Here is a 26,224-nt window from a genome sequence, read left to right on the forward strand (position 1 = left end):
GACCAACTAAATTGTCCGCCACTTTCTTTACCAACTAGGAAATATCCATGTTCCCTCACCGCTTACCGCGTTGGATTGCGGTCATTCTTCTCTGTCTTGTTGCTATAGCCTGCACGCCTGAGAAGCCAGAAAAGCTGAGCGAGCCCTCTACTGAAAAGGCATCTACCCATGGGGCACTCAAAAGCGGTGATGAAAATTCAAAGGAAGAAACACCCCCATTAGTCTCTGCCCCAAAGGCTAGTGTTAAAGAGGCTAGTAGTGAGACTGGATCAACAACTTCCGATACCAAACCCCTAAGCAAGTCCAGTGAAGAAGCTCCTTCGCAGGCTGCTACTTCCAACAACGACACGATGCCGCTGGTTGCGGATTCAACGGAAAGTGCTCTTACGGTGCTCCATATAGGTGAGCGGGTCTACAAAGATGCGCGAGCTATTGCGGTGATCTTTTCTGAGCCACTGCTGGGGAATGCCCATTTTGGTTCTTACCTAACCCTCACCCAGGAAAATGGTGAAGATGTCGATGGGGGCTGGGTTTTATCTGACAACCAGAAGATCCTTTACTTCACCAACATCGAGCCGAATACACGCTACAGTGTAGCGATACACCCCGGCCTGCCCAGTAAGGATGGATTCGAGTTACGAAAGTTAAAGAAGGAAACAGTTCACACCCGGCGTATCGAACCCAGTATCAGCTTCTCCAGTAACGGCAGTATATTTCCAGTTACGGTAACACCTGGCTTACCAGTGACTGCCGTCAGCATTGAAGCGGTGCAAATCCATTTTCACAGAGTGAAGCCTGAACACTATTCCGCCTTCCTTAGTCTGGTCAACAATCAGTCTCTGAAGTACTACTACCAGTTAAGGGCACTGAACAATGTTGCTGAGTTAGTCTACAGTGCACATTTTGATCTAACCCAAGAAAAATATGTTCAGCGAGACTTCGATCTCTCCATAGGCCATATTGAACCATTAAAGCTGCCAGGCATTTATGTTGCTGTCATGCAGCCAGCCGGTGTGTACAACACCAATCTTTTCGATGTCACCCACTTTTCTATTTCCAACTTGGGCTTACATGCCCGTTACTATCCGGAAAGCATTGACCTCTATGTTTCCTCGCTGGATAAAGGAGAGTCTCTGGAAGGCATCCAGGTGGAGTTATTGGATAATAAAGGTGGGTTGATCCAGCAAGACGGCACCTCTGAAGAGGGACATGTTCGTTTTCTGCTCAGCCAGGAGCAGGAAAACTCTCAGCGCTTTTTTGTTGCGAAAGACCCGGATACCGGCCATTTCTCTCTGCTGGACTTGCGCGAACCGGCGCTGGACCTGTCCGACTTTCAATTAGGCCAACGCCCTTCCCGGCCGATGGAATTCTTTATGTACGGTCCCCGGGATTTGTACCGTCCCACAGAGTCCATAAAAGTTAGCGGCCTGCTACGCAATTACGACGGGCGCTATTTAAAAGACTTACCGATCAAGGCGGACTTGATTAAACCCGATAACACCAGTGCCCGTACTTTCACTTGGCACGCCAGCGCGCCGGGATACTACGAGAAGCTGCTTCCCCTACCTCAAAATGCTCCGACGGGTGACTGGCGCCTGGAAGTCGAATTGGCCGATGGACGCAAAGTGCGCTACCCATTCAAGGTGGAGGAGTTTCTACCGGAACGTATGAAGCTGGTATTACAGGATGGTGAAGAGCGCAGCCTGGTTCAGGGGCACGATAAAGCCTTGGAACTGGAAGTTGAAGGTAGCTATCTGTACGGTGCTCCGGCCGCCAACAACCGCTTGGAAACTCTGGTACAAGTCAGCCACTACCGGGAACCCTTCCCTCAATGGGAAGGGTTTTTGTTTGGGGACGCCACTGAGCGATTGCCCGCGCGCCAGTTTAATGCGTCCACCATTGAGCTGGATGCTGAAGGGCTTGGCAAATTACCGCTGCGATCCCGTTGGAATCACGCGAAGAGCCCGCTGAAAATTAATCTGGTTTCGAGCCTGTTCGAGTCCGGCGGCCGCCCCGTAACTCGGCAACATCCCGTTCTGGTTTGGCCCGAGCATCCAGTAGTCGGCATTCGCCCTAACTTTGGCAAGGAGAATCCCTCGGCCAATAGCCGACCGGAATTCGAAATTGTTGTAGCCGATGCACTAGGTGAACCGGTCACAGGCCGCAATCTCAGTGCGGTATTAATCTCAGAGGATCGCCAATATTTTTGGGAGTACTCCGCTAGCCAGGGTTGGCACTATGAATACTCCACTGCCGAGTTCGAATCTTTCAGCCGCCAACTGCAATTTAATGAAGAGACTCCCCTGAAACTCACGGTGCCTGTGGAATATGGCCACTACCGTTTGGAAATTACCGATACTAATAGCGGAGCCACCAGCAGCCTGCGCTTCCATGCTGGGCGCGACTGGTATTACTGGTGGCGTAAGGACCAAGTAGCGAAAGGCCAGGCGGCCCGCCCGGATACCGTGGCTTTATCTTTAGATAAACCCAAATACTCACCTGGAGATTTAGCACAACTCACTATAGTGCCACCGGCAGACGGTGAAGCGCTGGTATTGGTAGAGAGCGATCGATTGCTGTGGTCCGAGCGTGTATCGATAGAGAAATCGGGCACCAAAGTTGAAATTCCCATTTCAGCAGACTGGGACAGTCACGATACCTATATTTCCGTAACCGCTCTGCGCCCGGCCGATAAGAATGAGCGTATCGCCCCTAATCGCGCTTTCGGACTGGCTCATTTGCCACTGGACCGGGAAGCCCGACGCTTGCCTGTGCGCCTGGAAGCCCCGGCACGCGCCCTGCCCGGCTCAGAGATAGAAGTCACCGTAATCACGGACCTGGATTCCATCAGCAAAAGTGGCGGCACAGCCTGGACCACCTTGGCAGCAGTAGATGTGGGCGTACTCAATATCACCCGCTTCGAAACACCAGATCCCTTTGAAGCCTTTTTCGGCCAGCGCCGCTATGGTGTCGATGTCCGCGATATCTATCACCGAATTATTGAGTCTAGTAATGGCAAGCTGTTGGAGCAACGCTTCGGTGGAGATGCTGAACTGGCGCGTGGTGGAGAAGAGCCTAACTCCGATGTGCAGATCGTTTCGCTATTTTCCGGGCCAGTGAAATTCGATCAGCAAGGCAAAGCGAAAGTTTCCCTTCAACTGCCAGAATTCAATGGCAGCCTGCGCCTAATGGCGGTGACATTTAGTAAAGAGGGGTTCGGCAGTACTGAAGGCGAATTAACAGTAGCCTCCCCATTGGTGACCCAAGCAGCACTCCCCCGCTTTATGGCTCCCGGGGATAGCAGCACGCTGGCGCTGGACCTCAACAATCTGAGTGGCCGTAGGCAAAAACTAACGGTGGAAATGCAATCTGTCGGTGCAGTAGACATGAAAGTGGGGGAGCGCTTGTTAGAACTGGCCGATGGCGAGCGCAAGACTTTGCGCTTCCCCATTACTGCCAAAAACGCCACTGGTGAAGCGGAATTCCAACTGACAGTAAATGGTGCGTTAGATGAAGATGGCCAGGATATCGCCATCGAACGCCGGTGGAGTCTGGGTGTTCGCCCAGCCTGGCCCGCCACTACGCGCACCCAACGCCGTCTTCTAGGGCAGGATGAGAGTTTCAGCCCGGATAAGGCTTTCCTGGATTCTCTGATGCCGGACACGGTACAAACATTAGTATCCCTGGATAGCCGCCCGCAATTGCAACTTCAGGACCACCTAGCAAATTTGCTTCGCTATCCCTATGGCTGCTTGGAGCAAACTTCCAGCCGTGTTTATCCACTGGTGATGGCAACGCCGCTACAGCAACAAAAATTGGGCATCGAACCCCTGGACGAAATCGAGCGTGCGAGACGTATTGATGCAGGTATCGAACGTATCTTCAGTATGCAAAAAAGCAATGGCGGTTTTGGCCTGTGGAGTGCGGAATCAGCAGAGAACCAATGGCTCACCGCTTATGTGGCCGACTTACTTCTGCGCGCTCGTGATCAAGGTATTGTGTTCGATAACACACGCCTGGAGTCCACCCTCAAGCGTCTGCAGGAATATGCCCGCGAGCGCGGTAGCTTTTATCAACAGCGCTATAGTAGTGACCCTGACTTTTACGCTTATGCTGCCCGCTCCTATGCCGCCTATGTGCTATCCCGTGTGCAAAAAATCTCGCTCGGCCAATTGCGCAGCCTTTACGAAAGCGGTGCTGACTTAACCCGATCCCCTCTACCACAGTTACATATGGCAATTGCTCTCCAGGCCATGGGCGATAACACCCTGTCTCAAGAGGCCTTACAAAAAGCCCTTTCCACTGAGCGCAAGCGCCTTAGTTACTACGGCGATTATGGCTCTAACCTGCGCGATACTGCACAGATGATCTCCCTATTGCTGGAGCATAATTTGGCTACCAACAAAGCCGAAGAGATGCTGTTTGAAATGGTGAATCTGCTCCGTGAACGGGAGTACCTAAGCACGCAGGAACGAGGCAGTATATTTATGGCCGGCGTTCAGTTACAGCTTAATGGCGGTGAAAATTGGTCTGCTTTATTAAAAACCATTGATGGTTTACGGGAAGTGAATGATGATAATCCGCACAATACTCTCTTCCGTGGTCGTGAAGCTGCAAAGGTATTTGAGGTAACCAGCCAAATAGAAAAACTCTTCGCTGCTATTACCATTAATGGCTACAGCAAACAGGCACCTACAGCGGTGATGGATAAGGGCGTTAAAATCACGCGCAGCTACCACAAACTAGACGGTTCAAGTGTGGTGCCGACTCAGGTACGTGAAGGTGAACTCTATCTGGTGCGCTTGCAAATCGACGCGGACCGACGCCTGCCCGATCTTCTCGTAGTAGACCTGCTACCCGCAGGGTTTGAGCTGGAAAACCAGAACCTCGCCGATAGTCTCAAAGTGGATGAGCTTGAATTCGACGGTAAGAGTATCGCCCAATGGCAGGACGACCAGGACAATATACAACACATGGAATTCCGCGATGATCGATTTGTGGCAGCCTTGGATCAATCTGAGTGGAAACCCACCAACCTCTTTTATATCGCCCGAGCAGTAACTCCCGGTCACTACCAGGTACCACCTCCCTTTGTGGAGGATATGTATAACCCTGAACGCTTTTCCATTGGCAAGAACCCAATGGCGCAAGTACAGGTAATCGGCAAGCATTGAAACTGTTAGCCACACTAATAGCTCGATGGAAAAACAGCAGCCGCATGTTTCGCGTGCTGCTGATCTCACCTTTCTTTCTTTTAGTCACATTGTTGGCCCTGGATACTATTTTCCCCCCACCTTTGCCTGAAACACATGGTTTTGCGCGGGTAGTGGCTGATCGCCATGGTAAGCCACTGCGTTTCTTCGCTGATAATCGCGGCGTGTGGCGTTACCCCATCACGCAAGATGAAGTAGCGCCACGATTTATCGAGGCACTACTCACCTATGAGGATCGCCATTTTTATCAGCACCCAGGTATCAATCCCTTTGCGCTCGTTCGGGCGGCCAGCCAATACCTTCGCAATGGACATGTGGTCTCCGGTGGCTCCACCCTGACCATGCAGGTAGCGCGCCTGCTAGATCCACATCACAGGACTTTAATCGGTAAGGCCAAACAAATGTTGCGCGCCCTGCAATTGGAATGGCATTTCAGCAAGCAGGAAATTCTCGATCTCTACCTCAATCTGGCACCTTACGGCGGCAATATTGAAGGCGTGGAAGCCGCCAGCCGTTTATACCTGCGTAAATCCTCCGCCGATCTCACCCACGCCGAAGCGGCACTCCTGGCAGTATTACCCCAAGCGCCCAGTCGCTTGCGACCGGACAGGTACCCAAATCGAGCACAAAAAGCTCGGGACAAAGTTCTGACCCGGTTACAGGCCTACGGCGTTTGGAGCAAAGACGAAGTCGAGCGCGCGCGGCTAGAAAACGTCTATGCGGAGCGTCTGGAATTTCCACAGAACGCGCCGCATTTATCGCGCAGACTGGTAGAAACCATCAGTGATCAAGAGGTGATTAACACCACTATCGACGGCAATATTCAGCGGGGGCTGGAGGATTATCTTCGTGATCATATGGAGAGCTATCCGCAGAAAACTTCTGCCGCCGTTATAGTACTGGAGAATTCCGACTTATCTGTACGCGCCTATGTGGGAGCCTCTCATTTCGGTGACAAACGTCGATATGGCTATGTAGATATGGCGAGAGCCACGCGCTCGCCCGGCTCTACTCTCAAACCATTTCTGTATGGACTGGCAATCGATGGAGACCTGATCCACAGCGCCTCCTTGCTCAGTGATGCACCGCGAATTTATGGAGATTACCGCCCAGAGAATTTCCATCGTGGTTTTTCCGGCCCGGTCAGTGCTACTGCCGCTTTGCAGCGCTCTCTCAATGTCCCAGCCGTGCAATTGCTGGAGTACTACGGCCCCGGCCGATTCGCAGCGACACTGGAAAATGCCGGCCTCTCACTGCAATTCCCCAGCGGCGGCAAACCTAATCTAGCCATGATTTTAGGTGGCGTTGGCACCCGCCTGGACCAACTCACCGGACTTTATGCAGCCCTAGCGCGCGGCGGGCTATCCGCAGCACCTCGCTATTTACCCGAAACTCCACTGCGAGAGCGGTACCTGATGTCTGCAGAGGCCGCCTGGATTACATTCGAAATGCTGGCTTCCAACAGTGGTGGCTCACGACGCTGGCGCAATCTGGTAAGGCAAAGCAAAGCAGATATTGCCTGGAAAACAGGCACTAGTTACGGCTACCGCGATGCTTGGGCGATCGGTGTAACCCCCAGCTATACCGTAGGAATTTGGGTAGGTCGCCCAGACGGCACCCCCCTCCCCGGCTACTACGGCTCCATCAGTGCAACTCCATTGTTAAACGCAGTGATTTCATCTCTACCAGGTAACAAGCAGCAACGCCTGGCAAGACCCGAATCAATAATCCAAACAGAAATCTGCTGGCCGTTAGGAGGCCAGAAGTCGTTAACCGAAGATGAACTCTGCCACCAACAGCGCAATGCCTGGCTTATCCAGGGCCGGGCGCCCCGAACCCTCCCCCCAAAAGGAGAACCTTTACGTGCTGCACAAACTTACCACTTCTTTGCCAACCAACAGGGCTTGCGGGTAAAACCCAGCTGTATGGACTCCTCTGCTACAAAGAGAAGCCTTGCCCTGTGGCCAAAGGAGCTGGAGTCCTGGTTGCCCACCAACCAAACTCGGAACCAACAAATCCCACCGACAGCGCCCGAATGTAACGCCCCAACCGCAACTATGGGTACCCCACTGAAAATTGTCGGTGCCAGCAATGGTAACCAATACCTTCCTACCGGTAACAGCGCTCCTTTACCACGTATAAATCTCAGCGCGATAGGAGGACAAGGGAAACGCTACTGGTTTATCAACGGCGAACCCAAGGATGAAACATTGGGCACTCAAAATTTTGCACTCTCACCACAGAGTGGGCTGCATCAAATTACAGTGTTGGATGAGAGCGGGAATGTGGATCGGATTGAAATATATGTAGGAATTAACGATTAAATTTAGCACTATCAATATGGACAGAGATAAAAGCTATCGCAGGGCTTGTGAGCTCCAAACTTCTGGGAAGCTTTCTCAAGCTATTCAGCTGTATTCACAGTTAACGGCCTCATCTAATGACCCAAGATATTACATCGCTTATGGTATGTGCCTCCAAGAATTAAATCATTGGAAACAATCTATAGCGGTTTTAAAAAGAGCCATTGATCTAAAGCCCCACTACTGCCTACCAGATGCACAACTTTCTCTAGCGATAGCTTACCTTAAAGTCAATCAGAAAAAGGAAGCGATAAAGCTACTGAGTCTTTGTGCATCAAGGGCTCCTGAATACCCAAGTTATGAGTCAGCTCCAAACAAAGCCAAAGAGTTATTAAAAAATCATAAATAACAAACCAAAGTGATGGACGATTGAATAAGGTCCAACCCTATTTTTTCAGCCGGGATAAAATTTTATGACACAGTGAGGTCAAGTCCTGTTGCTCTTCAGCCGTTAATCTGACCTTGCAGGCCATATCTTCAAGTATATGAGAGGTTTTCTGCTTTAGATCGCGCCCTTTTCGGGTGAGGACAATCACTTTTGCCCGCTCGTCCACGCTGGACTTTTGCCTCTCGATAAACCCTTTAGCCTCTAGGCGTTTCAGCACTTGAGTCAAGGTGCCTGCATCCAGGTAAGTCTGATGGCTTAGCTCTTTGATAAAAACAGAGTCTTCATTCCAAAGGCTCATCATCACCAGAAACTGCGGGTAGGTAAGATCAAACTGATCAAGCTCCGGCCTGTATTCACGCACCATAGAGTTCGCTGTTGAATATAAGGCAAAACACACCAACTCTTGGAGATTGAACTCTTTTGGAGTCATCTTGATTACTCTCTGAACAGACCTATATATTATGCGCGCAAAGTACTTGACGGTAAACCCGAACTTAAACAACAATACTTTGCGCGCATAATATTGTTGTTTAAGATGGAAGAGTACTGCTATGAATCAAGTGAATTTTTCTGGCATCACGTCTAGTCACTGGAAGAATATTGAAGCCAGGGAGGTTGCTCCCGGCATATTCGAGAGAAGTCTTTGGAGAGAGGAAGCAGGAAGCTGGGTTTCTGTCTTCGAGTTTCTACCTGGAGCCAGATTCCCAGGTGTGGAAACACATGTTGACGGTGCAGAACAAATTTTTGTGATTTCCGGGGTCTTTAATGATGGCAGAGACGATCATCCTGAGGGATCATTTATTCACAACCCCATTGGCTCAGCACATATTCCCCAGTCAGAAACAGGATGTACTGTCTTGTTGAAATTCCAGGCGGCTTAAAATTTTTTTACCGTCTTGGTGCCCTATTCTTGGCATAGGGCACCCGAGATGCAGTCATTTACACCCGTCCCTCTATCCCCTTCTGCCAACTCAAATGTTTTAACAATTCTTTAGAGATTACACACCTAATTTTTATATGCTAAATTTTGCTTTCACCCTATTCATTACTCGAATTCCCAGGCATTACCTTGAAATTAGTACCCCCTTCAGCTATCTATGAGGCTAGTTATCGGCAATATATAAAAGAGTTGGGTGATGAAGAGCGCTATCCCTTTCCTATGGATTTTGATCATGCGGACTTCGAAGCTCTCATCCAAAAGCTCATTAACTTTGCACAGGGTAAAAACCTACCGGAAGGCTTTGTCCCAAGTTCTACACTATGGCTTGTTGATGAAACTGAAATCGTAGGCGTCACCAATATTCGCCACTACCTGAACGATAGAATTACCCACTGCGGTGGGCACATTGGTTTGGGGATCAGACCCAAGTATAGAGGTAAAGGGTACGGTAAACGCCTGATGGAGCTCTCGATCCAGTGGCTTCAGGAAATGAAAGCCGGGACAATTCACATTCACTGTCACAAAGACAACCCCGCCTCTGCCAATACAATTAAGGCATGTGGTGGATTATTGGATTCTGAGATCGAAGCAGATGGGAAAATTGTACAAAGATACCTTGTAAAGCCTGGCGATTAATTGTTACAGAAAATTCACGAACCTTAGGTTTAACCAATCAATACGCTAATCTCCCCCTGGAGGTAGCACCTAAAGCAGACTAAGTACTTGGTCAAGAATATCGAAGTATGAATGGAAAAATGAACCGATTTACTTATCAAAGCTTATTCTGTATCAGTCTCACACTCTCCAGTAATCTTGCAAGCGCGGAAATTTATCAGTGGGTCGATCAAAGCGGAAACGCCAACTTCTCTGATAAAAAACCACCATCCATAGCAGATGCCACCCTTAAAAAAACCGTTAAGAAAAAGCGAGAGCGTAGCAGAGTAGAAATTCAGCAGGTATTTGATAAACACAAAGGCCAGCTTTATCGTTTATACTTGAGTGCGCGCAAACAAGACCCTGACCTTGAAGGCGGAGCGGAATTTATTATCAATATTGAACCAAGTGGCGAAGTCGCCAATATCGCATTGGCCAGTTCCAGCCTCGATTCCAAGCTGTTTACCGATCAGTTAATGACAAAGATTCAGGAATTTAACTTCGGTGCCAGCGACACACGAAGAACAACAATTCACTACCCGATTCATTTTTTGCCCACCCAATAACCGCCAATTGACTTTGTGCTCTAATCCACTTGTGATCAATTATCCCACTAGCGGAGATATGGATAATTGATCACAAGAACAGCCTACAGATTGCAAGCATAAATACTAAACTACGGTATGTAAGTTATGCTCAAAATTGGTTTTCAAATAACACTTCACCCAATGCTAACTGGCCACCACGTCCATTCGCTGCTTTGCTAGCCTTACCCACGACTATCATCATTCCGATCAGATAACCTTCTGGCAGGTTTATAAGCTCGGCCACTTTATCTGAGTCAAACCCAACCAGTGCGCCGGTGTCATAGCCCAGTGCTTTTGCCGCAAGCATCATGGTTTGCGCCGCTAAGCCACAGCTCCTTATTGCTTCATCTCGCTGTAATTGAGGTTTATCTCTATAGAAGTCAGTTAGCATCGGGACTAAAAGTTCCCTCGCCTCTCTGGGTGCATCAGCCCAATAGCGTTCTGGTCGATCTTTCCAAGCGTTTATATCTGCACAAAGAATAATCAGCTCAGACGCATCTTCCACTTGCTGTTGACCCCAGGCAGCATCTTTAAGCCTGCTTCGAAGCCTGGAATCTGTTACTCGCAGGAATCTCCAATGCTGAATGTTATAGGATGTTGGCGATAACATTGTGGCTTGGATAAGCTGGTTAAACTCACTTGATGTCATCTTTTCAGATACATCGTAATGCTTGACCGAACGGCGAGTTTCAACAGCAGTGAACAGGTCCATAATTTCCCTCTGACAATTAATCATCTTGTGTATGTCGATGAGAGAAAGCTTATTGGGTTTCTCCTGGCTTGATAATGGGCTCTTTTGTTAAATGATTGTTGAGAAAAAGTTAACAAACTAGCAATCCCAATAGGGAATGTCGCCACCAAAATACTCAATGGCAAAGTCTATAAAGGCCCGTACCTTGGCAGGCATATACTGCCGCTCCGGAAATACGGCATAAATAGTCTTGGCCGGCATTTGATATTCTTCAAACAACGGCACCAGGAGACCACTCTTGATATCCGCTCCCGCGACAAAAGTCGGCAGGCGGCCGATGCCAAGCCCCTGGAGAATGGCTTCCCGCAGCGCTTCACTGTTATTGACCTGGTAGTTACCCCTGACTTCTATGGTGTGCAGATGGTTATCCTGAATAAAATTCCACTCTTTTACATCCCTGGAATAAGTAAACATCAAACAATTGTGCTCTGTTAACTGTTCAAGCTCGATCGGTTTGCCGAACTCTTCCAAGTACGCGGGAGAGGCACAGAGCACGCTTTGCAGAGGCGCCAGCTTGCGGGCAATCAAACTGGTATCAGGCAGGTCACCACCACGGATAGCGATATCAAACCCCTCTCCAATCAGGTCTACCACCTTATCGTCCATCACCAGATCAATCGTGATTTTTGGATAGCGCTTGAGAAACACTGGGATAAGCGGTGCCAAATGCAACCTGCCAAAGGACATTGGGGCATTGATTCGCAAGCGCCCCTGAGGCTCACCTTGAAGCTGAGTCACTGCATCCTGAGCGTCCTGTGCGGCCTGATAAGCGATTCGGGCATGCTGAAAAAAGTGCTCGCCCGCCTCGGTCAGGCTCAGCTTGCGGGTGGTGCGATGCAATAGTTTTACCCCAAGTTGCTCTTCCAGCTGACTGACCCGTTTACTAACTGCAGACTTGGATATCCCCAGCAACTTGGCGGCCGGGGAAAAGCCACCGGTTTCGGCCACTGTGACAAATACCGGTATGGCTGCAAAACTTTCCATAAACTACTGTTTCCTTTTTCTCAACAGTATGTATCTTAATTGATGGATTATCAGTTTATCAGAAACGAGTTACTCTGATCTCGCTTTTATTGAGGGAAGAGTCATGCGTGAACTTTCAAGGGGTATCAACCCTACAGCAACGGCAAGCAGTGGCACATCATTGTGGTGGGTTCACGGCTTGATGATAGCCTGCACATTACTGGTCGCCGGCTCATTTCCTGTTGGTGCGTTAATCGCCGATTCGTTACCGGCGGATTGCTTGATGATGATTCGGTTCTTAATTGCAACAGGGTTATTTGCGCCCTTCATATTCCTAAAGCATGGATTTCAGCTTCCACACCCCAAAAAGCTACTGGGTTATGCGCTACTCAGCATCCCATTGGTTATCTTTTTCTGGTGTATGTTTGAAGCGCTCAAATACACCACAGCAGTAAATACCGGCGCCCTTTTTACAACCGTTCCTGCAATGACTGCCGTCTTTGCCTTGATCATCAATGGTGAGCGTAGCAGCGCCCGCAAAGTCATCGGTCTTACCCTTGGAACATTGGGTGCGGCCTGGATTGTATTTGAAGGGAGTATTACAACAGCGATAACGCTGGATCTAAATAGAGGGGATTGGATATTCACCTTAGGTGCTATATCGCTCAGCTTGTATAATCCACTGATCAAGAGAGTCCACTCAGGGGAGCCTACAGAGGTTATGACATTCTGGGTTATTCTATTTGGCGCCCTCTGGTTATTACTGCTTTCATTCCCAAGTTTAAGCCAAATAGAATGGCGGAATATACCTGCCGAAACTTACGGAGGGCTATTCTATTTAGCCTTATTCACAACATTAATCAGTTTTTTCCTACTGCAATTTAGCACAATAAGAATCGGGGCGACCAAAGTTGCAGCATACAGCTTCTTGAATCCGGTATTTGTACTGGCATTGGCTACAGCATTGGAAATGACGAAATTCTCTATCAACTTTATACCTGGAATAATCTTAGTATTTGCAGCCATGTTATTTATCCAGGCAGAAAAACCCAAGAAAAAATACCCCTGAACAACTCAAGAACAATAGAATCAAATTGCCATCAATAGGGGCAATATTTCTAGTCGACAGTCTTTTCTATTTCATAAATTGCATCAGAAATATCTTCCAACTTAGAGGACACTATTACCTGAGCATCATGTAGACCTTGATTATAAAACCCTGCCCCCATCTCCTTTGCAAGAAAATCAATAAAGAACTCCGCTTCAAAACTGCCAATCTCCAACTCAAATTCTTTAGATAAATACTCCCTAATCTTTTCGATTAGCTCTAACTTTCGCTTTTCTTCCAGTTCTATTGTCGACATCACTTATTTTCCATCAATACACAAATTTAGAACAAACACTCAGCCCCATATGAGAATAACACAAATGTTGAGACCCTTAATGAATCCCAAATGCATGACTCCAAGTAAACAACATGTACAGCGGCGCATATCTTTATAAGCAAACCGGACAATGTTAGATTCGAATCTATTCGGATTAACTAAAAAACGGGATCAAAATGAGACTCTTTAACTACTTCTTTGCCCTGCTTATATTGGGCAGTAGCTCTGGCTGCTCAGAATCAAGCAGTGATAGATCAACAACTTCATACAGTCCCAATGCCCACACCACCAGCAACAGGGTTGCAGATATCCGGTTCCCGGAACCTATCACAGGGGGCAATCGAGATGAACAAGATCAGTATATTGCTTACGAACATTTCCTGACAGCTGAACTACCTGCTGAAGAAGTTGAACCTGTATTCCACAAACTCCAATTACTTTGCCAACAGGAGATGGAGAAAAAATGCACTATATTGCATTCTAGTCTCCGTAATGATGAAAAGCCCTACGGAAGGATTCACCTTAGAATACACCCCACCGGAGTCGATAAAATCATTGATCTGGCATCAAAGCAAGGAGGAGTGATACAGCGGGAAACCAAAGCAGAAGATTTACAGGATGTAATTATCGACAGTCAAAAACGACTTGAAATGTTACTCCAGTATCAATCGAGACTTATAGAACTGGAACAAAAATCTGCGAATGACATTGATACTCTAATAAAGGTTGCTGAAAAGTTAGCATCAGTACAATCTGATATTGAGTATTCACAAGGTAAAAAAGCTAAACTGCTCAAGCGAATTCAGATGGATGTGGTTGAAATTGAATTACACTCAAAATCTTATACTTCTTTCTGGAGTCCCATATTAGACTCCCTATCTCATTTTGGTGAAAATTTGTCTGATGGGCTATCTGAGGCAATCACTGCAATCGCCTACCTTTTACCCTGGATGCTTATCGCCCTATTGGTATTTTATCTGATTCGCATAATTTGGCGTAAAACCAGAACCTAGCAGTTTACATAGCCCCAAGATACACGCATGTCTTGATATGGGCTAAAGTACTCGTGAGAAGTTTTGACTTCACTCACGAGCCATAAAAAAAGCCGGACCATCTAAATTGACCCGGCTTTTTACTATGGAGTAACAGTAGCTACTTAGAAGTTGTAGTTAAAGCGTACACCGTAGCTCATTGGAGTGGAGAATGGCCCAGATACGAGGCCATCACTTCCATCAGCGTAGTAGGGAACAATCTCATCAGTCAGGTTATTACCAAAGGCTTCAACGTTCCACTGATCGTCCGGGCTTACATACTTCACGGAAGCATTTACCATCCAGAAGGAATCACGACTGTCATCAAAAGCAGAAGTATCACCAGTGGGGAAGTCGTGCTTGTCAACATTCCAGTAGGTCAGGTAAGACTCATCTTCCCAGTGGATGCCTATAAACGGAATAATTGCACCACCCTGGGCCAACTCAAAGGTGTGATCATAATTGATTGTGAAGCTGAATTCAGGTGATACAGGTAACTCATTACCCTTCAAATTTCGGAAGAGCTCTTCATTGGTATTGTCATGAGCTAAACCGTAATCCGAAATTTCGAATAACGCTTGGTTATTGAAATTCCAGCGGTTCTGAAAATCAGAGGTGATTTCTGTTTGCATCCAGGTAGCAAAACCACTGATTCGGCCATTCGGATAGGGGGCCCAGTCAAACTCTAACTCTAGCCCCATAATCTCTGCGCTAGCAGCATTCTTAGTAAGGTAAATGACGACGGGCTCGGTTGTAATTTCACCTGCGTTCTCACCTTCTCGCTCTACCGCATAGTACGAGTATGCAGTATCAGGTGCAGCTAGCTGCATATCTTTATAGTCGGAGAAAAAGAAGGTACTAGCCAGATTTAGTCGACCATCCAAGAAAGTACCTTTTGCTCCTAGCTCCCAAGTAATGACCTTCTCCTCATCATAGCTAGTGTCAATTACCTGTTGAACAACCCGATTTCCCTCATCATCGTAGATGTACTCAGCTGTGTCCGGGTCTTGCTCATATTGGATGACAACATCACCCAAACCACCGGACTTAAATCCACTTGCAACATATGCATACAGCATGACTTCATCTGTCAGGTCATAATCGAGACCAATTCGAAAGTCGGATGAATCCCAGCTCTTGCTGGTATCATTGTAAGTATCAATTGTATAAATTGAGCTGTCAGCAAAGTGGTTGGTAGAGAAGCTATTAAAGGTGCCCTGTAAATAGGCAGGGAAGCAGCCATACTCTTCATCTGATTCAGTGGACCAGTCTCGAGTGCAACTCAGGTTGTTACCACCTACATCACTCTTCTCATCTTCCGTATATCGACCACCAACAGTTAGGTGAAGGGTATCAGTAAGGTCATAGGTAGCCTGAGCAAACACTGCGCTGGCTTCAATGGTTCTGTCCGGCTGCCGCCAGAATACGGCATTATCTAATGAGGCCAGGAAGTAACCATTCAAATCAGTGGTCTCGTGGAAATAAAACAAACCTGTAATCCACTGTAGGGGACCATCACCTGTAGATTGCAACTGCAATTCATGGGAGTAAGAGACATTTTCTGAGTCTGTAATGCTCATACTCATATCCCAGGTATTGCGACCAGCATCAATATCAATCAGGTTGCTTCGTTCCTGAACTGCATACCCGGTGTTATACACAAACGCCATGGTATCGCTGAAATCCCAGCGGAAGTTAGAACGGAATGAAGTCATGGTGAGATCAAGTTCACCTGGTACATTCACCGCTACGGTGTACTCATCAGCACCGGAGCCGTAGTAGGTTTCACAAGTTGTTCCATCTTCGCGCTGCTCAGCCTTTTCACAGTCAATAGTGTTGATGCCGCCTGCACTACTATCCTGATAGTGTTCCGCTACGGCATACCAAGAAATATCGTCAGTCGGTTCCCATAACGCACCTATACGCACCGCTTGCTGATCAACATTCCCATAAAAATCTTCAGCATCCGCCCTAACCAGCTGATAGTCTGTGGCTCCTTCAGCGTTATTCGCTTGAATAAAGGTTCTTGAAGCGTCATCAGATAAAACGCTCGCACCTACAGAGTCAGCATCAATATAGCGATTGTCCCACTGGTTAACGTCATAGTACCCGGTTAGGTAGGTATCGCGTGTCTCATCCATAAAGGACGCACGAAGAGCAAAGGTGTCTGAAACCGGAATATTGATAACGCCTTTGACTAGCTCTTGATTCCAGCGACCGAGCTCAACGCCCACGGAACCTTCGAACTCATTAATTACCGGTCTTTTTGAAATAACATTAATGGCACCAACAGTAGAGTTACGCCCGTAAAGAGTACCTTGAGGCCCACGCATGGCTTCTACCCTTTCAGAGTCAAACATCATTGCCATTGCAGACTGGGGGCGCGAAGAATAAATACCGTCGAAGTGTAAGCCAACAGCTGGATCACCAAACTCAGTAGTATTGGTAGAGCGAACACCACGCATAGAAATCACTGGTGAAGACTGAGAAGCATCATAGCCGATATCCACATTGGGAATTGTACTGCCCAGATCTTTTACATTCTTAATACCCTGACGATCTAACTCTTCCTGGGTGAAAGCGGAAATGGCTACTGGAGTTTCCATCAGGTTGGTTTCGCGCTTCGTCGCAGTAACAGTGACTTCTTCCAACGCCCAGTCATCTTCTTGATTACTAGCTTCCTGTGCCCAGGCTGAGGCCACCGCTATATTGGCCATTGTAATCGCAAGGGTAAGTGGTTTTTTAATTGTCATTGATGTCTCTCCAATCTGCTGCAACAGGAAAGCCGGTTTGATTGTTATGCGTGGCTTACCTATGGGCCGTCGGCTGTACGTCGGCTAGGTTAAAATCTCAAAAAGGAGAGTTCTGTGAAACTGAGATACGATGGGGCGGATCGCGATTAGGATCAATCGGATCTCTAAATTAATCGAAAGGTGATTTAGTACCCTATAAACCCTGCGGTTACCGCAGGGCACTAGTAGGTTTACCTAGGTAGGTGGCTCACTAGAGGTTAATTTTAAGCGGGTAACTCATTAATTTAACGGGGCGGATCAACCCGATCGGTTACTGAAGTATTTACCCGAAACCAGCCTGCAATGGAGTAGCGATCCCGATTAGCTGGTAGAACTTCGTGGGGAAACTCCTCACTTAAGAAAGTCACTACCGTTCCCATTAACGGCGTTACTTTGGTGCCGACCCTATCCTGCTCATCTTTGTAGAGCACAAGCTCACCAGCATCCGCAGTGCTCCAGCCTGGATTAAGATAGACGACCAATGAGAGCACCCTGTTCGCCTCTCCGCGAAATGCATCGTAGTGCCTTTTGTAGTAGTCCCCAGGCCGGTAATGGGCAAAATGGCTTTCAAATGAGAAGAGCCCCAGAAAAAGATGCCTGTTGAGGTAAACCTGAAGCTGGCCCGCCCAGCTGAGCCAGTCTCTTCCTGTAGCAGACTCTCCGGTAATCCAACAAATTTCATCCGTTCGCACGAATTCATTTCGTAGGTAATCGTCACCTCGCCCGACCCCTGCATCAATAAATTTCTCTCCGTTCATCTCCTGCTGATAGGTAAAAAGCGCACTGGAGAGTGATTCGGGTAGTGCGGCATGGCGAATACTATAGCCCTGCTCGGTAAGATCCCTAGCGATGTGTGCAAATAGAGTTTCATCTATAGTGTTATCGCCACCGAGCGACATTAACGATTTGGCTGCTACCAAGTTTATTTCCTGCTAACAATAAGAGGCACGGCGATGTGTAATTTCGCCAAGAGCACTACCTAATAATCAAACTGTATTCTTATAGAAACAGCGTAAGACCCGAGTGAGATTGCGGCCGAGGATAAGCCAGGGGCTGGAATGGGTGGCTCGGGGTGCAGGGAAAGGTAGCCCAAAGCTGTATGAGAGTCTACGAAAGTATTGTGTGAGCCGGCTAATAAAATAGAAACCCTTCAAGAGTACAAGCCGACCACTAAAAAGGGGCGTATCACGCCCCTAAAGATGTGATTACACCAAACTAGAAACTATCGCCTGGCACCCTCACCCAGCCTTCCATCAGGATGCGCGCACTACGGCTCATAATGGCTTTGGTGGCAACCCACTGGCCATCAACAACTTTTGCATGGGCTCCAACCCGCAATGTGCCTGAAGGATGGCCAAAGCAAATGGAGTTACGATCACCCCCACCGGCGGCAAGGTTTACCAGGGTGCCGGGAATAGCCGCTGCAGTTCCTATAGCCACGGCGGCAGTACCCATCATGGCGTGGTGCAGCTTACCCATGGAGAGGGCTCGCACAAGCAAATCAATATCTTGCGCCGCTACCTTTTTTCCACTGGAGGCAATGTAGTCCTGCGGCTTGGCGACAAAGGCAATCTTCGGCGTGTGTTGCCGGGCCGCGGCCTCCTCCACAGAGGAAATCAGGCCCATCTTCACTGCACCGTAGGCACGGATGGTCTCGAACATGGCGAGTGCCTTGCTATCGCCATTAATGGCATCCTGCAGCTCGGTGCCGGTATAGCCAATATCTTCCGCATTGACGAAGATCGTGGGGATACCGGCATTGATCATGGTCGCCTTGAGCACACCAATCCCGGGCACTTCGAGATCATCGACAGGATTACCGGTGGGAAGCATGGCACCCTCGCCGTCCGAGGGGTCCATAAACTCAATTTCCACTTCGGCTGCCGGGAAAGTTACACCATCCAGCTCGAAATCTCCGGTTTCCTGCACTTCACCATTGGTAATAGGCACACGGGCAATAATGGTTTGGCCAATATTGGCCTGCCAAATGCGCACTGTACAAATACCATTTTCTGGAATTCGCGCAGCATCAACAAAACCGCTATTAATCGCAAAAGCTCCAACAGCCGCAGTGAGATTACCGCAGTTACCACTCCAATCGACCAGGGGCTTATCGATGGAAACCTGGCCAAACAGGTAGTTCACATCGTGATCGGGCTTATCACAGGCAGACAGGATCACCGTTTTGCTGGTGCTCGAAGTGGCTCCACCCATCCCATCGGTATGCTTTCCGTAAGGGTCCGGGCTACCAATTACCCGCAACAGCAAATTATCACGGGCCTCTCCTGGAACCTGCGCAACTCCGGGTAGATCCTGTAAACGGAAGAAAACGCCCTTACTGGTGCCCCCGCGCATATAAGTCGCGGGGATTTTGACTTGAGGAGCAAATTTCAACATTTAAGCCGTCGCCTCTGCTTCGAGGAAGTCTTTCGCAAAGCGCTGCAAAACACCCCCAGCCTCATAAATGGAAACCTCTTCTGCAGTATCCAAGCGGCAGGTTACCGGCGCCTGAACCGTCTCACCATTGGCACGGTGGATCAGTAGAGTCAGCGTGGCATGGGGGGTACGCTCACCGATTACGTCGAAACTTTCAGTACCGTCGATGCCCAGGGTTTCGCGAGTAGTTCCCGGCTTAAACTCTAGCGGCAACACGCCCATACCGATCAGGTTAGTGCGGTGAATACGCTCGAAGCCTTCGGCGGCAATCGCCTCCACGCCGGCCAGGCGTACACCTTTCGCAGCCCAGTCACGGGAAGAGCCCTGCCCATAGTCGGCACCAGCAATGATAATCAGCGGCTGCTTGCGATCCATATAAGTCTCGATCGCCTCCCACATACGAGTAACCTGCCCTTCCGGCTCGACACGAGCCAGAGAGCCCTGGCGAATCTCGCCCTTATCATCGCGCACCATTTCGTTGAGCAGCTTCGGGTTGGCGAAAGTTGCACGCTGGGCAGTGAGGTGGTCACCACGATGGGTTGCGTAGGAGTTAAAGTCCTCTTCCGGCAATCCCATCTTCGCCAGGTATTCACCGGCAGCGCTGCTGGCCAGAATGGCATTGGAGGGAGACAAGTGGTCGGTAGTGATATTGTCACCCAGCACCGCCAGCGGGCGCATGCCCTTCAAGCTGCGCTCGCCTGCCAGGGCACCTTCCCAGTAAGGTGGGCGGCGGATATAGGTACTCATCGAGCGCCAGTCATAGAGCGCGTGGCCCTGCTCTTCTGCGGCATCCCGCTCTTCGAACATGGGAATATACACATCGCGGAACTGCTGTGGCTTCACGCTCTGACGTACGATCGCATCAATCTCTTCGTCGCTGGGCCAGATATCTTTCAGGGTAATCGGGTTACCATCGGCATCGTATCCCAGCGCATCTTTTTCGATATCAAAACGGATGGTGCCGGCAATAGCGTAGGCAACGACCAGCGGCGGTGAAGCCAGGAAAGCCTGCTTGGCATAGGGGTGGATACGACCATCGAAGTTGCGGTTTCCGGACAGGACCGCGGTGGCATACAGATCGCGGTCGATCACTTCCTGCTGGATTTTCGGGTCCAGGGCACCGCTCATGCCATTACAGGTGGTGCAGGCGAAAGCCACTACGCCGAAGCCCATCTGCTCCAGATCCGGTAGCAGGTCGGCCTCTTCCAGATACATTTTTACCGTTTTGGAGCCCGGCGCCAAGGAGGATTTCACCCAGGGCTTGCGGGTCAGGCCGAGCTTGTTCGCATTGCGGGCAATCAGGCCTGCGGCAATCATATTGCGCGGGTTACTGGTATTGGTACAGCTGGTAATCGCCGCGATAATCACAGCACCATCGGGCATCTCACCGGCTTTCTCTTCCCAGGCTTTAGCGATTCCACGATTAGCCAGTTCCGAGGCCGGTAGCAGCGCGTGGGGGTTGGAAGGGCCTGCAAGGTTACGACCCACTGTATCCAGGTCGAACTTCAGCACGCGCTCGTATTCAGCATCCTTCAAGGTCTCGGACCAGAGGCCCGTTTCCTTGGCAAACTTCTCTACCAAAGCTACCTGCTCATCATCGCGGCCGGTGAGTTTGAGATAGTCGATGGTTTGCTCATCGATAGAGAACATGGCCGCAGTAGCGCCATACTCCGGAGTCATATTGGAAATAGTAGCGCGATCCCCCAGGGTCAGGTTGGAAGCCCCTTCACCATAGAATTCCAGGTAGGCTCCGACCACACGCTCGCGGCGTAGGAATTCAGTGAGAGCCAGAACCAAATCGGTACCGGTAATCCCGGGCTGCAATTTTCCAGAGAGTTCGACCCCAACGATATTCGGCAGACGCATATAAGAGGCGCGGCCAAGCATCACGCTCTCAGCTTCCAGGCCGCCAACGCCCACAGAAATCACACCCAGAGCATCGACCATCGGCGTGTGGCTGTCGGTACCAACACAAGTATCCGGGAAGGCCACGCCTTCGCGCACCTGCACCACCGGAGACATTTTCTCCAAGTTGATCTGGTGCATGATGCCGTTGCCGGGGGGAATCACATCCACGTTTTCAAACGCAGTTTTGGTCCAGTTGATAAAGTGGAAGCGATCTTCATTGCGACGCTCTTCTACCGCACGATTTTTTTCAAAGGCATCCTTCTCAAATCCGGGGTGCTCTACCGCGAGGGAATGATCCACAATCAACTGGGTGGGAACAACTGGATTTACCTTGGCGGGATCACCGCCTTTATCGGCAATGGCATCGCGCAGACCGGCCAGGTCTACCAGCGCAGTTTGACCAAGAATATCGTGGCACACCACTCGCGCCGGGAACCAGGGGAAGTCCAGTTCGCGCTTGCGTTCGATAATCTGTTTCAGGGAGTCGGACAGTTTTTCCGGCTCGCAGCGACGCACCAGGTTTTCCGCCAGAATACGTGAGGTATACGGCAGTTTGGCATAGGCTCCGGGCTGGATCGCGTCAACCGCGGCGCGGGTATCGAAATAATCGAGGTCGGTACCGGGCAGTGATTTGCGGTAATCAGTATTCATAGCAGGTAAATCAGTTCAGTCGAATCTTTTTAAAATCGTATCTCTTCCGAGAGCGGCTCCAGATTACCCCAAAAGGCAACCTGAAGCCGGCACACTGGGTGTGCCTCATTTCAATAGTGAAATGAAAATTAACCGCGCTCGGCGATAGGCGGTACTTCGCGCGGTTCGACACCTACATATTCAGCGCTCGGGCGAATAATGCGGTTGTCTGCACGCTGTTCAAATACGTGGGCAGCCCAGCCAGTAACACGCGACATTACAAAAATCGGCGTGAACAGTTTGGTGGGAATTCCCATAAAGTGATAAGCGGATGCATGGAAAAAGTCGGCATTACAGAACAACTTTTTCTCGCGCCACATGACTTCTTCGCAGCGTACGGAAACCGGGTACAAGACCTTATCGCCCACATCTTCAGACAGCTTTTCAGACCAGGCTTTGATGATCTCGTTGCGCGGATCGGATTCGCGATAAATCGCATGGCCGAAGCCCATGATTTTCTCTTTGCGCTCCAGCATACCCAGCAGCTCTTTCTCTGCTTCATCCGGGTTGGCAAAACGCTCGATCATTTCCATTGCCGCCTCGTTGGCGCCGCCATGCAACGGGCCACGCAGAGTGCCGATGGCACCGGTAATGCAGCTAAACAAATCAGACAGAGTAGAGGCACAAACACGCGCAGTGAAAGTGGACGCGTTAAACTCGTGCTCTGCGTAGAGGATCAAGGAAACATTCATCACCTGCTCATGCAGGGCATTGGGTTTCTCACCGCGCAGCATATGCAGGAAGTGGCCGCCGATGCTGTCATCGTCGGTATCCGTTTCAATGCGCACGTTGTCGTGGGTAAAACGATACCAGTAGCAAATGATGGAGGGAAAAGCTGCCAGTAAGCGGTTGGCTTTTTCTAGCTGCTGCGCGAAGGACTCTTCCCCTTCCAGGTTGCCCAGCATGGAGCATCCAGTACGCATTACGTCCATCGGATGGGCATCGGCGGGAATACGCTCCAGAACTTCTTTCAGTGCTTGCGGCAAACCGCGCATACCTTTTAACAAGGCCTTGTATTCCTCCAACTGGTCTCTGGTGGGCAGCTCCCCGTAGAAAATCAGGTAGGCAACTTCTTCAAACTCGCAGTGTTGAGCCAGGTCTTTGATGTCGTAACCGCGGTAAGTGAGGCCAGAGCCGGATTTACCTACCGTGGACAACGCAGTTTTACCCGCAACCTGGCCACGCAAGCCGGCGCCACTCAATGCTTTTTCTGCCATCTTCCTTATCTCCCCTTTGTAGGCACAGTTTCTGTGTTCGTCCGAAAACCGCCATGCAAGCAACCTAACCCGGCATCTCACACGGTTTATAAAGTGAATTACTTCTTGAACAGCTCATCGAGCTTCTGCTCGAATACGTGATAATTGAGGTAGTCGTAAAGCTCCTCGCGGGTCTGCATGGTATCCACTACCGCTTTCTGGTCACCATTTTGCAGAATGCTGGTATACACATTCTCCGCCGCACGGTTCATAGCTCGGAACGCCGACAGCGGATACAGTACGATATCTGCGCCGGCTTCGCCCAACTCTTTGGCGTTATAGAGCTCGGTTTTACCAAATTCGGTGATATTCGCCAGAATCGGCACGTTCAGCGCGTCTTTAAATGCGCGATAGTGCTCCAACTTGGTAACGGCTTCCGCAAAAATACCGTCTGCGCCGGCTTCGATACAGGCCTGAGCGCGTTCAACAGCGGCATCCAAACCTTCTTGAGCGAAGGCATCAGTGCGGGCCATGATAAAGAAGTCATCATCGGTGCGTGCATCCACGGCAGCCTTGATGCGATCCACCATCTCCTGCTTGGAAACAATCTCTTTATTCGGGCGGTGGCCACAGCGCTTCTGTGCCACCTGATCTTCGATATGCACCGCTGCGGCACCGGCGCGAATCATTTCTTTGACAGTACGGGCGATGTTAAAAGCACCACCCCAGCCGGTATCGATATCCACCAGCAACGGCAGCTCACTGGCTGCGGTAATACGACGCACATCCTCTAGCACATTGTCTAGGCTGGTCATACCCAGATCCGGCAGACCGTAGGAGGCATTGGCAACACCGGCACCGGAAAGGTAAATCGCCTTGTGGCCAATACGCTCGGCCATAATGGCGGAATAGGCGTTTATGGTGCCAACCACTTGAAGCGGTTGGTTCTCGGCAAGGGCGCTGCGGAAACGCGCGCCGGCGGAAGGCTTTTGGCTCATGCTCTACCTCAGTTTATTTTCAATATTCTGCCTGGAAGCACGGATATGTCGGCGCATCAACAGCTCCGCCAATTCACCATCCCCCGCTTCTATGGCTTCGATAATATGGCTGTGTTCGCGAAAAGCGCGCTGTGCCCTGGGGCTGGCCATGCCCAGCTGGTAGCGATACATACGAACACGGTAATAAAGACGGTTGCACAGGGTGTCGATCAGTAGATCATTCTTCGAGGCCTGCACAATACGGAAATGGAAGTCGAAGTCTCCCTCCGGCTGAAAATACGCCTTACCGGCTTGCAGCTCTTCCTGCTGTTCGTGGCGCGATAACATCTGGCGCAGTTCCAACAGGTCTTCCTCGCTGCGCTGCTCGGCGGCAAGGCGGCAGGCCATGCCCTCCAAAGCTTCACGCACTTCGTAGAGTTCCAGCAGACCACGCTCACTCAGCTCCACCACACGGGCACCTATGTTTACCCGGCGCTCCAGCAAACCCAGAGACTCCAAACGCATCAGGGCTTCACGCAAACTGCCGCGACTGGCATTGAAGCGGCGGGCCAATTCCGGCTCACTAATCTTGCTGCCTGCAGGTATGCGACCTTCCACAATTTCACCACGCAAGGTCAAAAACAGGCGCTCAGCCAGGCTCTGATGTGGCTCCCGCAAGGGGCTGTTGGCTCCAGTGACACCCATATGACTTTAACATTGTCGACAATTCTTTGGGATTGCAGACCATAAATGAGTGCGACCTGGGCGTCAACTCGAATCCGCATGACTAATTGTTGACAATTAATGGCGTAAAATGACTTCTATCACGGTAGTAGTTTTGCCATCACTAAGTGGGCATAATAGCGCCCGCGCCAGATACGGCATGCCCTACCACCCTGGGCGCTCTATGCTTATCTGGGGTAGGGAAAAAATCCCGACGAACGAATTTTCCAAACCCCGGTACAGCACTCATTAACAAGGCTGCCAGCACCCAGGTTTCAGATAGAGTTATGCCGAAGAGTATTATCAGGCGATGGCTGCCAAGCCCCGAAGAAATCCGAGCCAAGAATGGGCTCAAGTTTCTGGGGACTCTTCTCCACGACCCCAACCTATTTCACCTGAACCGACACTCAGTTTCAGTCGCCTTTGCCGTTGGCGTGTTCACCAGCTTCCTGCCCTTGCCAGGGCAGATGATTATTGCCGCACTGCTCGCTCTATGGCTGCGCTGCAATCTTCCACTGTCGATTATTCTGGTGTGGATCAGCAATCCGGTGACCATGCCGGCAATCTTCTACAGCACCTACAAACTGGGCGCATGGATTCTGGGCACGCCCCCGGTGGACTTTGATATCGAGCTCTCTTGGGAGTGGTTGACGGAAGAAGTAGGGAAAATCTGGATGCCGCTGTTTTTTGGCTCAGTGCTGGCGGGGGTTTTCTTTGCCACTATCGCCTATTTTTCTATGCGCGCCCTATGGCGCTGGCATGTAGTAAAACGCTGGAAGCTACGTATTGAGCGCCGCTCAGCGGTCAGCAGCTAGCCTCACTTCCAAAGCACTTGTCGACCCAACCCAAAGCCGCAGCGCCTGCTGCTATGGCCAGCAGTGCTGGCAGGGCATAATCGGTGACAGCCCCCAATGCCAGGGCTACAAAAGTCCCTAGCAAAAAAGATATGGATGCAGCCTTAACCCGACTTCCTGCGGCGGTTAAGGCCACCACCCAAACCACCACCAAGGCAGAGATCATGGCGCCCAGGCAGATCAACCATAGAGGTAAAACCTGCCAACCTGCGGCATAGCACACAGATCCTTCCCGCATACCATCCGGGCAGAAGGTCATTACCCGCCAGCTTTCAAATTTCAGGCTCGCCACAAGAAAGAGGACCCAGGCAGTAAGTGCCGCCGGTAGCGGCAGCAGTTTGCGCAAAACATGGAAAGCCTTGCTCGGCACCAA

General features: G+C 50.0%; 21 protein-coding genes. 9 read left to right on the forward strand and 12 right to left on the reverse strand.

What is annotated here, in order from left to right; all coding sequences use genetic code 11:
* Nucleotides 1–47 precede the first annotated feature (47 nt).
* Genes ACJJIT_RS09955 through ACJJIT_RS09965 form a run of 3 tightly spaced genes read left to right on the forward strand, consistent with a single transcriptional unit; the run spans nt 48 to nt 7,925 of the window.
* Nucleotides 48–5,174 (forward strand): alpha-2-macroglobulin family protein, encoded by a 5,127-nt coding sequence (locus ACJJIT_RS09955; protein ID WP_444900852.1) that lies wholly within the window; start codon nt 48–50, stop codon nt 5,172–5,174.
* 44 nt (nt 5,175–5,218) lie between these two features.
* Entirely contained in the window at nt 5,219–7,537 is a 2,319-nt protein-coding gene (pbpC, locus tag ACJJIT_RS09960) for a penicillin-binding protein 1C (protein WP_444900853.1), read from the forward strand.
* A gap of 16 nt (nt 7,538–7,553) precedes the next feature.
* Nucleotides 7,554–7,925, forward strand: a complete 372-nt coding sequence (locus tag ACJJIT_RS09965) for a hypothetical protein (RefSeq protein WP_444900854.1) — start codon at nt 7,554–7,556, stop codon at nt 7,923–7,925.
* 37 nt (nt 7,926–7,962) lie between these two features.
* On the opposite strand, the gene ACJJIT_RS09970 is transcribed toward ACJJIT_RS09965, so the two are convergent.
* Nucleotides 7,963–8,394 (reverse strand): MarR family winged helix-turn-helix transcriptional regulator, encoded by a 432-nt coding sequence (locus tag ACJJIT_RS09970; protein ID WP_444886089.1) that lies wholly within the window; start codon nt 8,392–8,394, stop codon nt 7,963–7,965.
* Nucleotides 8,395–8,515: 121 nt separating this feature from the next.
* On the opposite strand from ACJJIT_RS09970, the gene ACJJIT_RS09975 reads away from it, so the two are divergent.
* From ACJJIT_RS09975 to ACJJIT_RS09985, 3 genes are all read left to right on the forward strand, one after another.
* Nucleotides 8,516–8,845 (forward strand): cupin domain-containing protein, encoded by a 330-nt coding sequence (locus tag ACJJIT_RS09975; RefSeq protein WP_444900855.1) that lies wholly within the window; start codon nt 8,516–8,518, stop codon nt 8,843–8,845.
* Nucleotides 8,846–9,033: 188 nt separating this feature from the next.
* Entirely contained in the window at nt 9,034–9,540 is a 507-nt protein-coding gene (locus tag ACJJIT_RS09980; RefSeq protein WP_444900856.1) for a GNAT family N-acetyltransferase, read from the forward strand.
* A gap of 107 nt (nt 9,541–9,647) precedes the next feature.
* Nucleotides 9,648–10,124, forward strand: coding sequence for an AgmX/PglI C-terminal domain-containing protein (locus ACJJIT_RS09985; RefSeq protein WP_444900857.1), 477 nt, complete (start codon nt 9,648–9,650; stop codon nt 10,122–10,124).
* A 130-nt stretch (nt 10,125–10,254) separates the two neighbouring features.
* Here the strand turns inward: ACJJIT_RS09985 and ACJJIT_RS09990 are convergent, their stop codons facing one another.
* On the reverse strand, nt 10,255–10,857 hold the full coding sequence (locus tag ACJJIT_RS09990; RefSeq protein ID WP_252085787.1) for a nitroreductase family protein: 603 nt from the start codon (nt 10,855–10,857) through the stop codon (nt 10,255–10,257).
* Between the two features lie 117 nt (nt 10,858–10,974).
* Nucleotides 10,975–11,880: a LysR family transcriptional regulator gene (locus tag ACJJIT_RS09995; RefSeq protein ID WP_444885071.1), complete on the reverse strand. Its 906-nt coding sequence runs from the start codon at nt 11,878–11,880 to the stop codon at nt 10,975–10,977.
* 103 nt (nt 11,881–11,983) lie between these two features.
* Between ACJJIT_RS09995 and ACJJIT_RS10000 the strand changes: the two genes are divergently transcribed.
* Entirely contained in the window at nt 11,984–12,928 is a 945-nt protein-coding gene (locus ACJJIT_RS10000) for a DMT family transporter (RefSeq protein WP_444900858.1), read from the forward strand.
* Nucleotides 12,929–12,977: 49 nt separating this feature from the next.
* Here the strand turns inward: ACJJIT_RS10000 and ACJJIT_RS10005 are convergent, their stop codons facing one another.
* Nucleotides 12,978–13,223, reverse strand: coding sequence for a DUF2164 domain-containing protein (locus ACJJIT_RS10005; protein WP_444900859.1), 246 nt, complete (start codon nt 13,221–13,223; stop codon nt 12,978–12,980).
* A 197-nt stretch (nt 13,224–13,420) separates the two neighbouring features.
* Here ACJJIT_RS10005 and ACJJIT_RS10010 point away from each other — a divergent pair, with 197 nt between their 5' ends.
* Nucleotides 13,421–14,257, forward strand: coding sequence for a DUF4349 domain-containing protein (locus ACJJIT_RS10010; RefSeq protein WP_444900860.1), 837 nt, complete (start codon nt 13,421–13,423; stop codon nt 14,255–14,257).
* A gap of 143 nt (nt 14,258–14,400) precedes the next feature.
* On the opposite strand, the gene ACJJIT_RS10015 is transcribed toward ACJJIT_RS10010, so the two are convergent.
* From ACJJIT_RS10015 to ACJJIT_RS10045, 7 genes are all read right to left on the reverse strand, one after another.
* Complete coding sequence (locus tag ACJJIT_RS10015) at nt 14,401–17,028, reverse strand: TonB-dependent receptor (protein ID WP_444900861.1); 2,628 nt, start codon at nt 17,026–17,028, stop codon at nt 14,401–14,403.
* A 284-nt stretch (nt 17,029–17,312) separates the two neighbouring features.
* Entirely contained in the window at nt 17,313–17,987 is a 675-nt protein-coding gene (locus ACJJIT_RS10020; RefSeq protein ID WP_444900862.1) for a 2OG-Fe(II) oxygenase, read from the reverse strand.
* 295 nt (nt 17,988–18,282) lie between these two features.
* Nucleotides 18,283–19,464, reverse strand: coding sequence for a 2-methylaconitate cis-trans isomerase PrpF (prpF, locus tag ACJJIT_RS10025; RefSeq protein WP_444900863.1), 1,182 nt, complete (start codon nt 19,462–19,464; stop codon nt 18,283–18,285).
* Entirely contained in the window at nt 19,465–22,062 is a 2,598-nt protein-coding gene (gene acnD / locus ACJJIT_RS10030; RefSeq protein ID WP_444900864.1) for a Fe/S-dependent 2-methylisocitrate dehydratase AcnD, read from the reverse strand.
* Nucleotides 22,063–22,190: 128 nt separating this feature from the next.
* A complete protein-coding gene (prpC, locus tag ACJJIT_RS10035; RefSeq protein WP_444900865.1) occupies nt 22,191–23,318 on the reverse strand; it encodes a bifunctional 2-methylcitrate synthase/citrate synthase in 1,128 nt (375 codons plus the stop codon).
* 98 nt (nt 23,319–23,416) lie between these two features.
* A complete protein-coding gene (gene prpB, locus ACJJIT_RS10040; RefSeq protein WP_252085778.1) occupies nt 23,417–24,295 on the reverse strand; it encodes a methylisocitrate lyase in 879 nt (292 codons plus the stop codon).
* Nucleotides 24,296–24,298: 3 nt separating this feature from the next.
* Nucleotides 24,299–24,952: a GntR family transcriptional regulator gene (locus tag ACJJIT_RS10045; RefSeq protein WP_252085777.1), complete on the reverse strand. Its 654-nt coding sequence runs from the start codon at nt 24,950–24,952 to the stop codon at nt 24,299–24,301.
* A gap of 332 nt (nt 24,953–25,284) precedes the next feature.
* Between ACJJIT_RS10045 and ACJJIT_RS10050 the strand changes: the two genes are divergently transcribed.
* On the forward strand, nt 25,285–25,812 hold the full coding sequence (locus ACJJIT_RS10050; protein WP_252085776.1) for a DUF2062 domain-containing protein: 528 nt from the start codon (nt 25,285–25,287) through the stop codon (nt 25,810–25,812).
* On the opposite strand, the gene ACJJIT_RS10055 is transcribed toward ACJJIT_RS10050, so the two are convergent.
* Nucleotides 25,802–26,221, reverse strand: a complete 420-nt coding sequence (locus ACJJIT_RS10055) for a hypothetical protein (RefSeq protein WP_444900866.1) — start codon at nt 26,219–26,221, stop codon at nt 25,802–25,804. The genes ACJJIT_RS10050 and ACJJIT_RS10055 overlap by 11 nt on opposite strands.
* Nucleotides 26,222–26,224 lie beyond the last annotated feature (3 nt).

It is taken from the genome of Microbulbifer mixtoriginis (SeqCode) (assembly GCF_052467515.1).

Bases quoted from the DNA above. Each gene is read 5' to 3' on its own strand.
- ACJJIT_RS10005 (WP_444900859.1), bottom strand. From the start codon at position 13,223: ATGTCGACAATAGAACTGGAAGAAAAGCGAAAGTTAGAGCTAATCGAA.
- ACJJIT_RS10010 (WP_444900860.1), top strand. From the start codon at position 13,421: ATGAGACTCTTTAACTACTTCTTTGCCCTGCTTATATTGGGCAGTAGC.
- ACJJIT_RS09990 (WP_252085787.1), bottom strand. From the start codon at position 10,857: ATGGACCTGTTCACTGCTGTTGAAACTCGCCGTTCGGTCAAGCATTAC.
- prpB (WP_252085778.1), bottom strand. From the start codon at position 24,295: ATGAGCCAAAAGCCTTCCGCCGGCGCGCGTTTCCGCAGCGCCCTTGCC.
- ACJJIT_RS09995 (WP_444885071.1), bottom strand. From the start codon at position 11,880: ATGGAAAGTTTTGCAGCCATACCGGTATTTGTCACAGTGGCCGAAACC.
- ACJJIT_RS09955 (WP_444900852.1), top strand. From the start codon at position 48: ATGTTCCCTCACCGCTTACCGCGTTGGATTGCGGTCATTCTTCTCTGT.
- ACJJIT_RS09985 (WP_444900857.1), top strand. From the start codon at position 9,648: ATGAATGGAAAAATGAACCGATTTACTTATCAAAGCTTATTCTGTATC.
- ACJJIT_RS10050 (WP_252085776.1), top strand. From the start codon at position 25,285: ATGCCGAAGAGTATTATCAGGCGATGGCTGCCAAGCCCCGAAGAAATC.
- ACJJIT_RS09975 (WP_444900855.1), top strand. From the start codon at position 8,516: ATGAATCAAGTGAATTTTTCTGGCATCACGTCTAGTCACTGGAAGAAT.
- ACJJIT_RS09970 (WP_444886089.1), bottom strand. From the start codon at position 8,394: ATGACTCCAAAAGAGTTCAATCTCCAAGAGTTGGTGTGTTTTGCCTTA.
- acnD (WP_444900864.1), bottom strand. From the start codon at position 22,062: ATGAATACTGATTACCGCAAATCACTGCCCGGTACCGACCTCGATTAT.
- prpF (WP_444900863.1), bottom strand. From the start codon at position 19,464: ATGTTGAAATTTGCTCCTCAAGTCAAAATCCCCGCGACTTATATGCGC.
- ACJJIT_RS10000 (WP_444900858.1), top strand. From the start codon at position 11,984: ATGCGTGAACTTTCAAGGGGTATCAACCCTACAGCAACGGCAAGCAGT.
- pbpC (WP_444900853.1), top strand. From the start codon at position 5,219: ATGTTTCGCGTGCTGCTGATCTCACCTTTCTTTCTTTTAGTCACATTG.
- prpC (WP_444900865.1), bottom strand. From the start codon at position 23,318: ATGGCAGAAAAAGCATTGAGTGGCGCCGGCTTGCGTGGCCAGGTTGCG.
- ACJJIT_RS10015 (WP_444900861.1), bottom strand. From the start codon at position 17,028: ATGACAATTAAAAAACCACTTACCCTTGCGATTACAATGGCCAATATA.
- ACJJIT_RS09965 (WP_444900854.1), top strand. From the start codon at position 7,554: ATGGACAGAGATAAAAGCTATCGCAGGGCTTGTGAGCTCCAAACTTCT.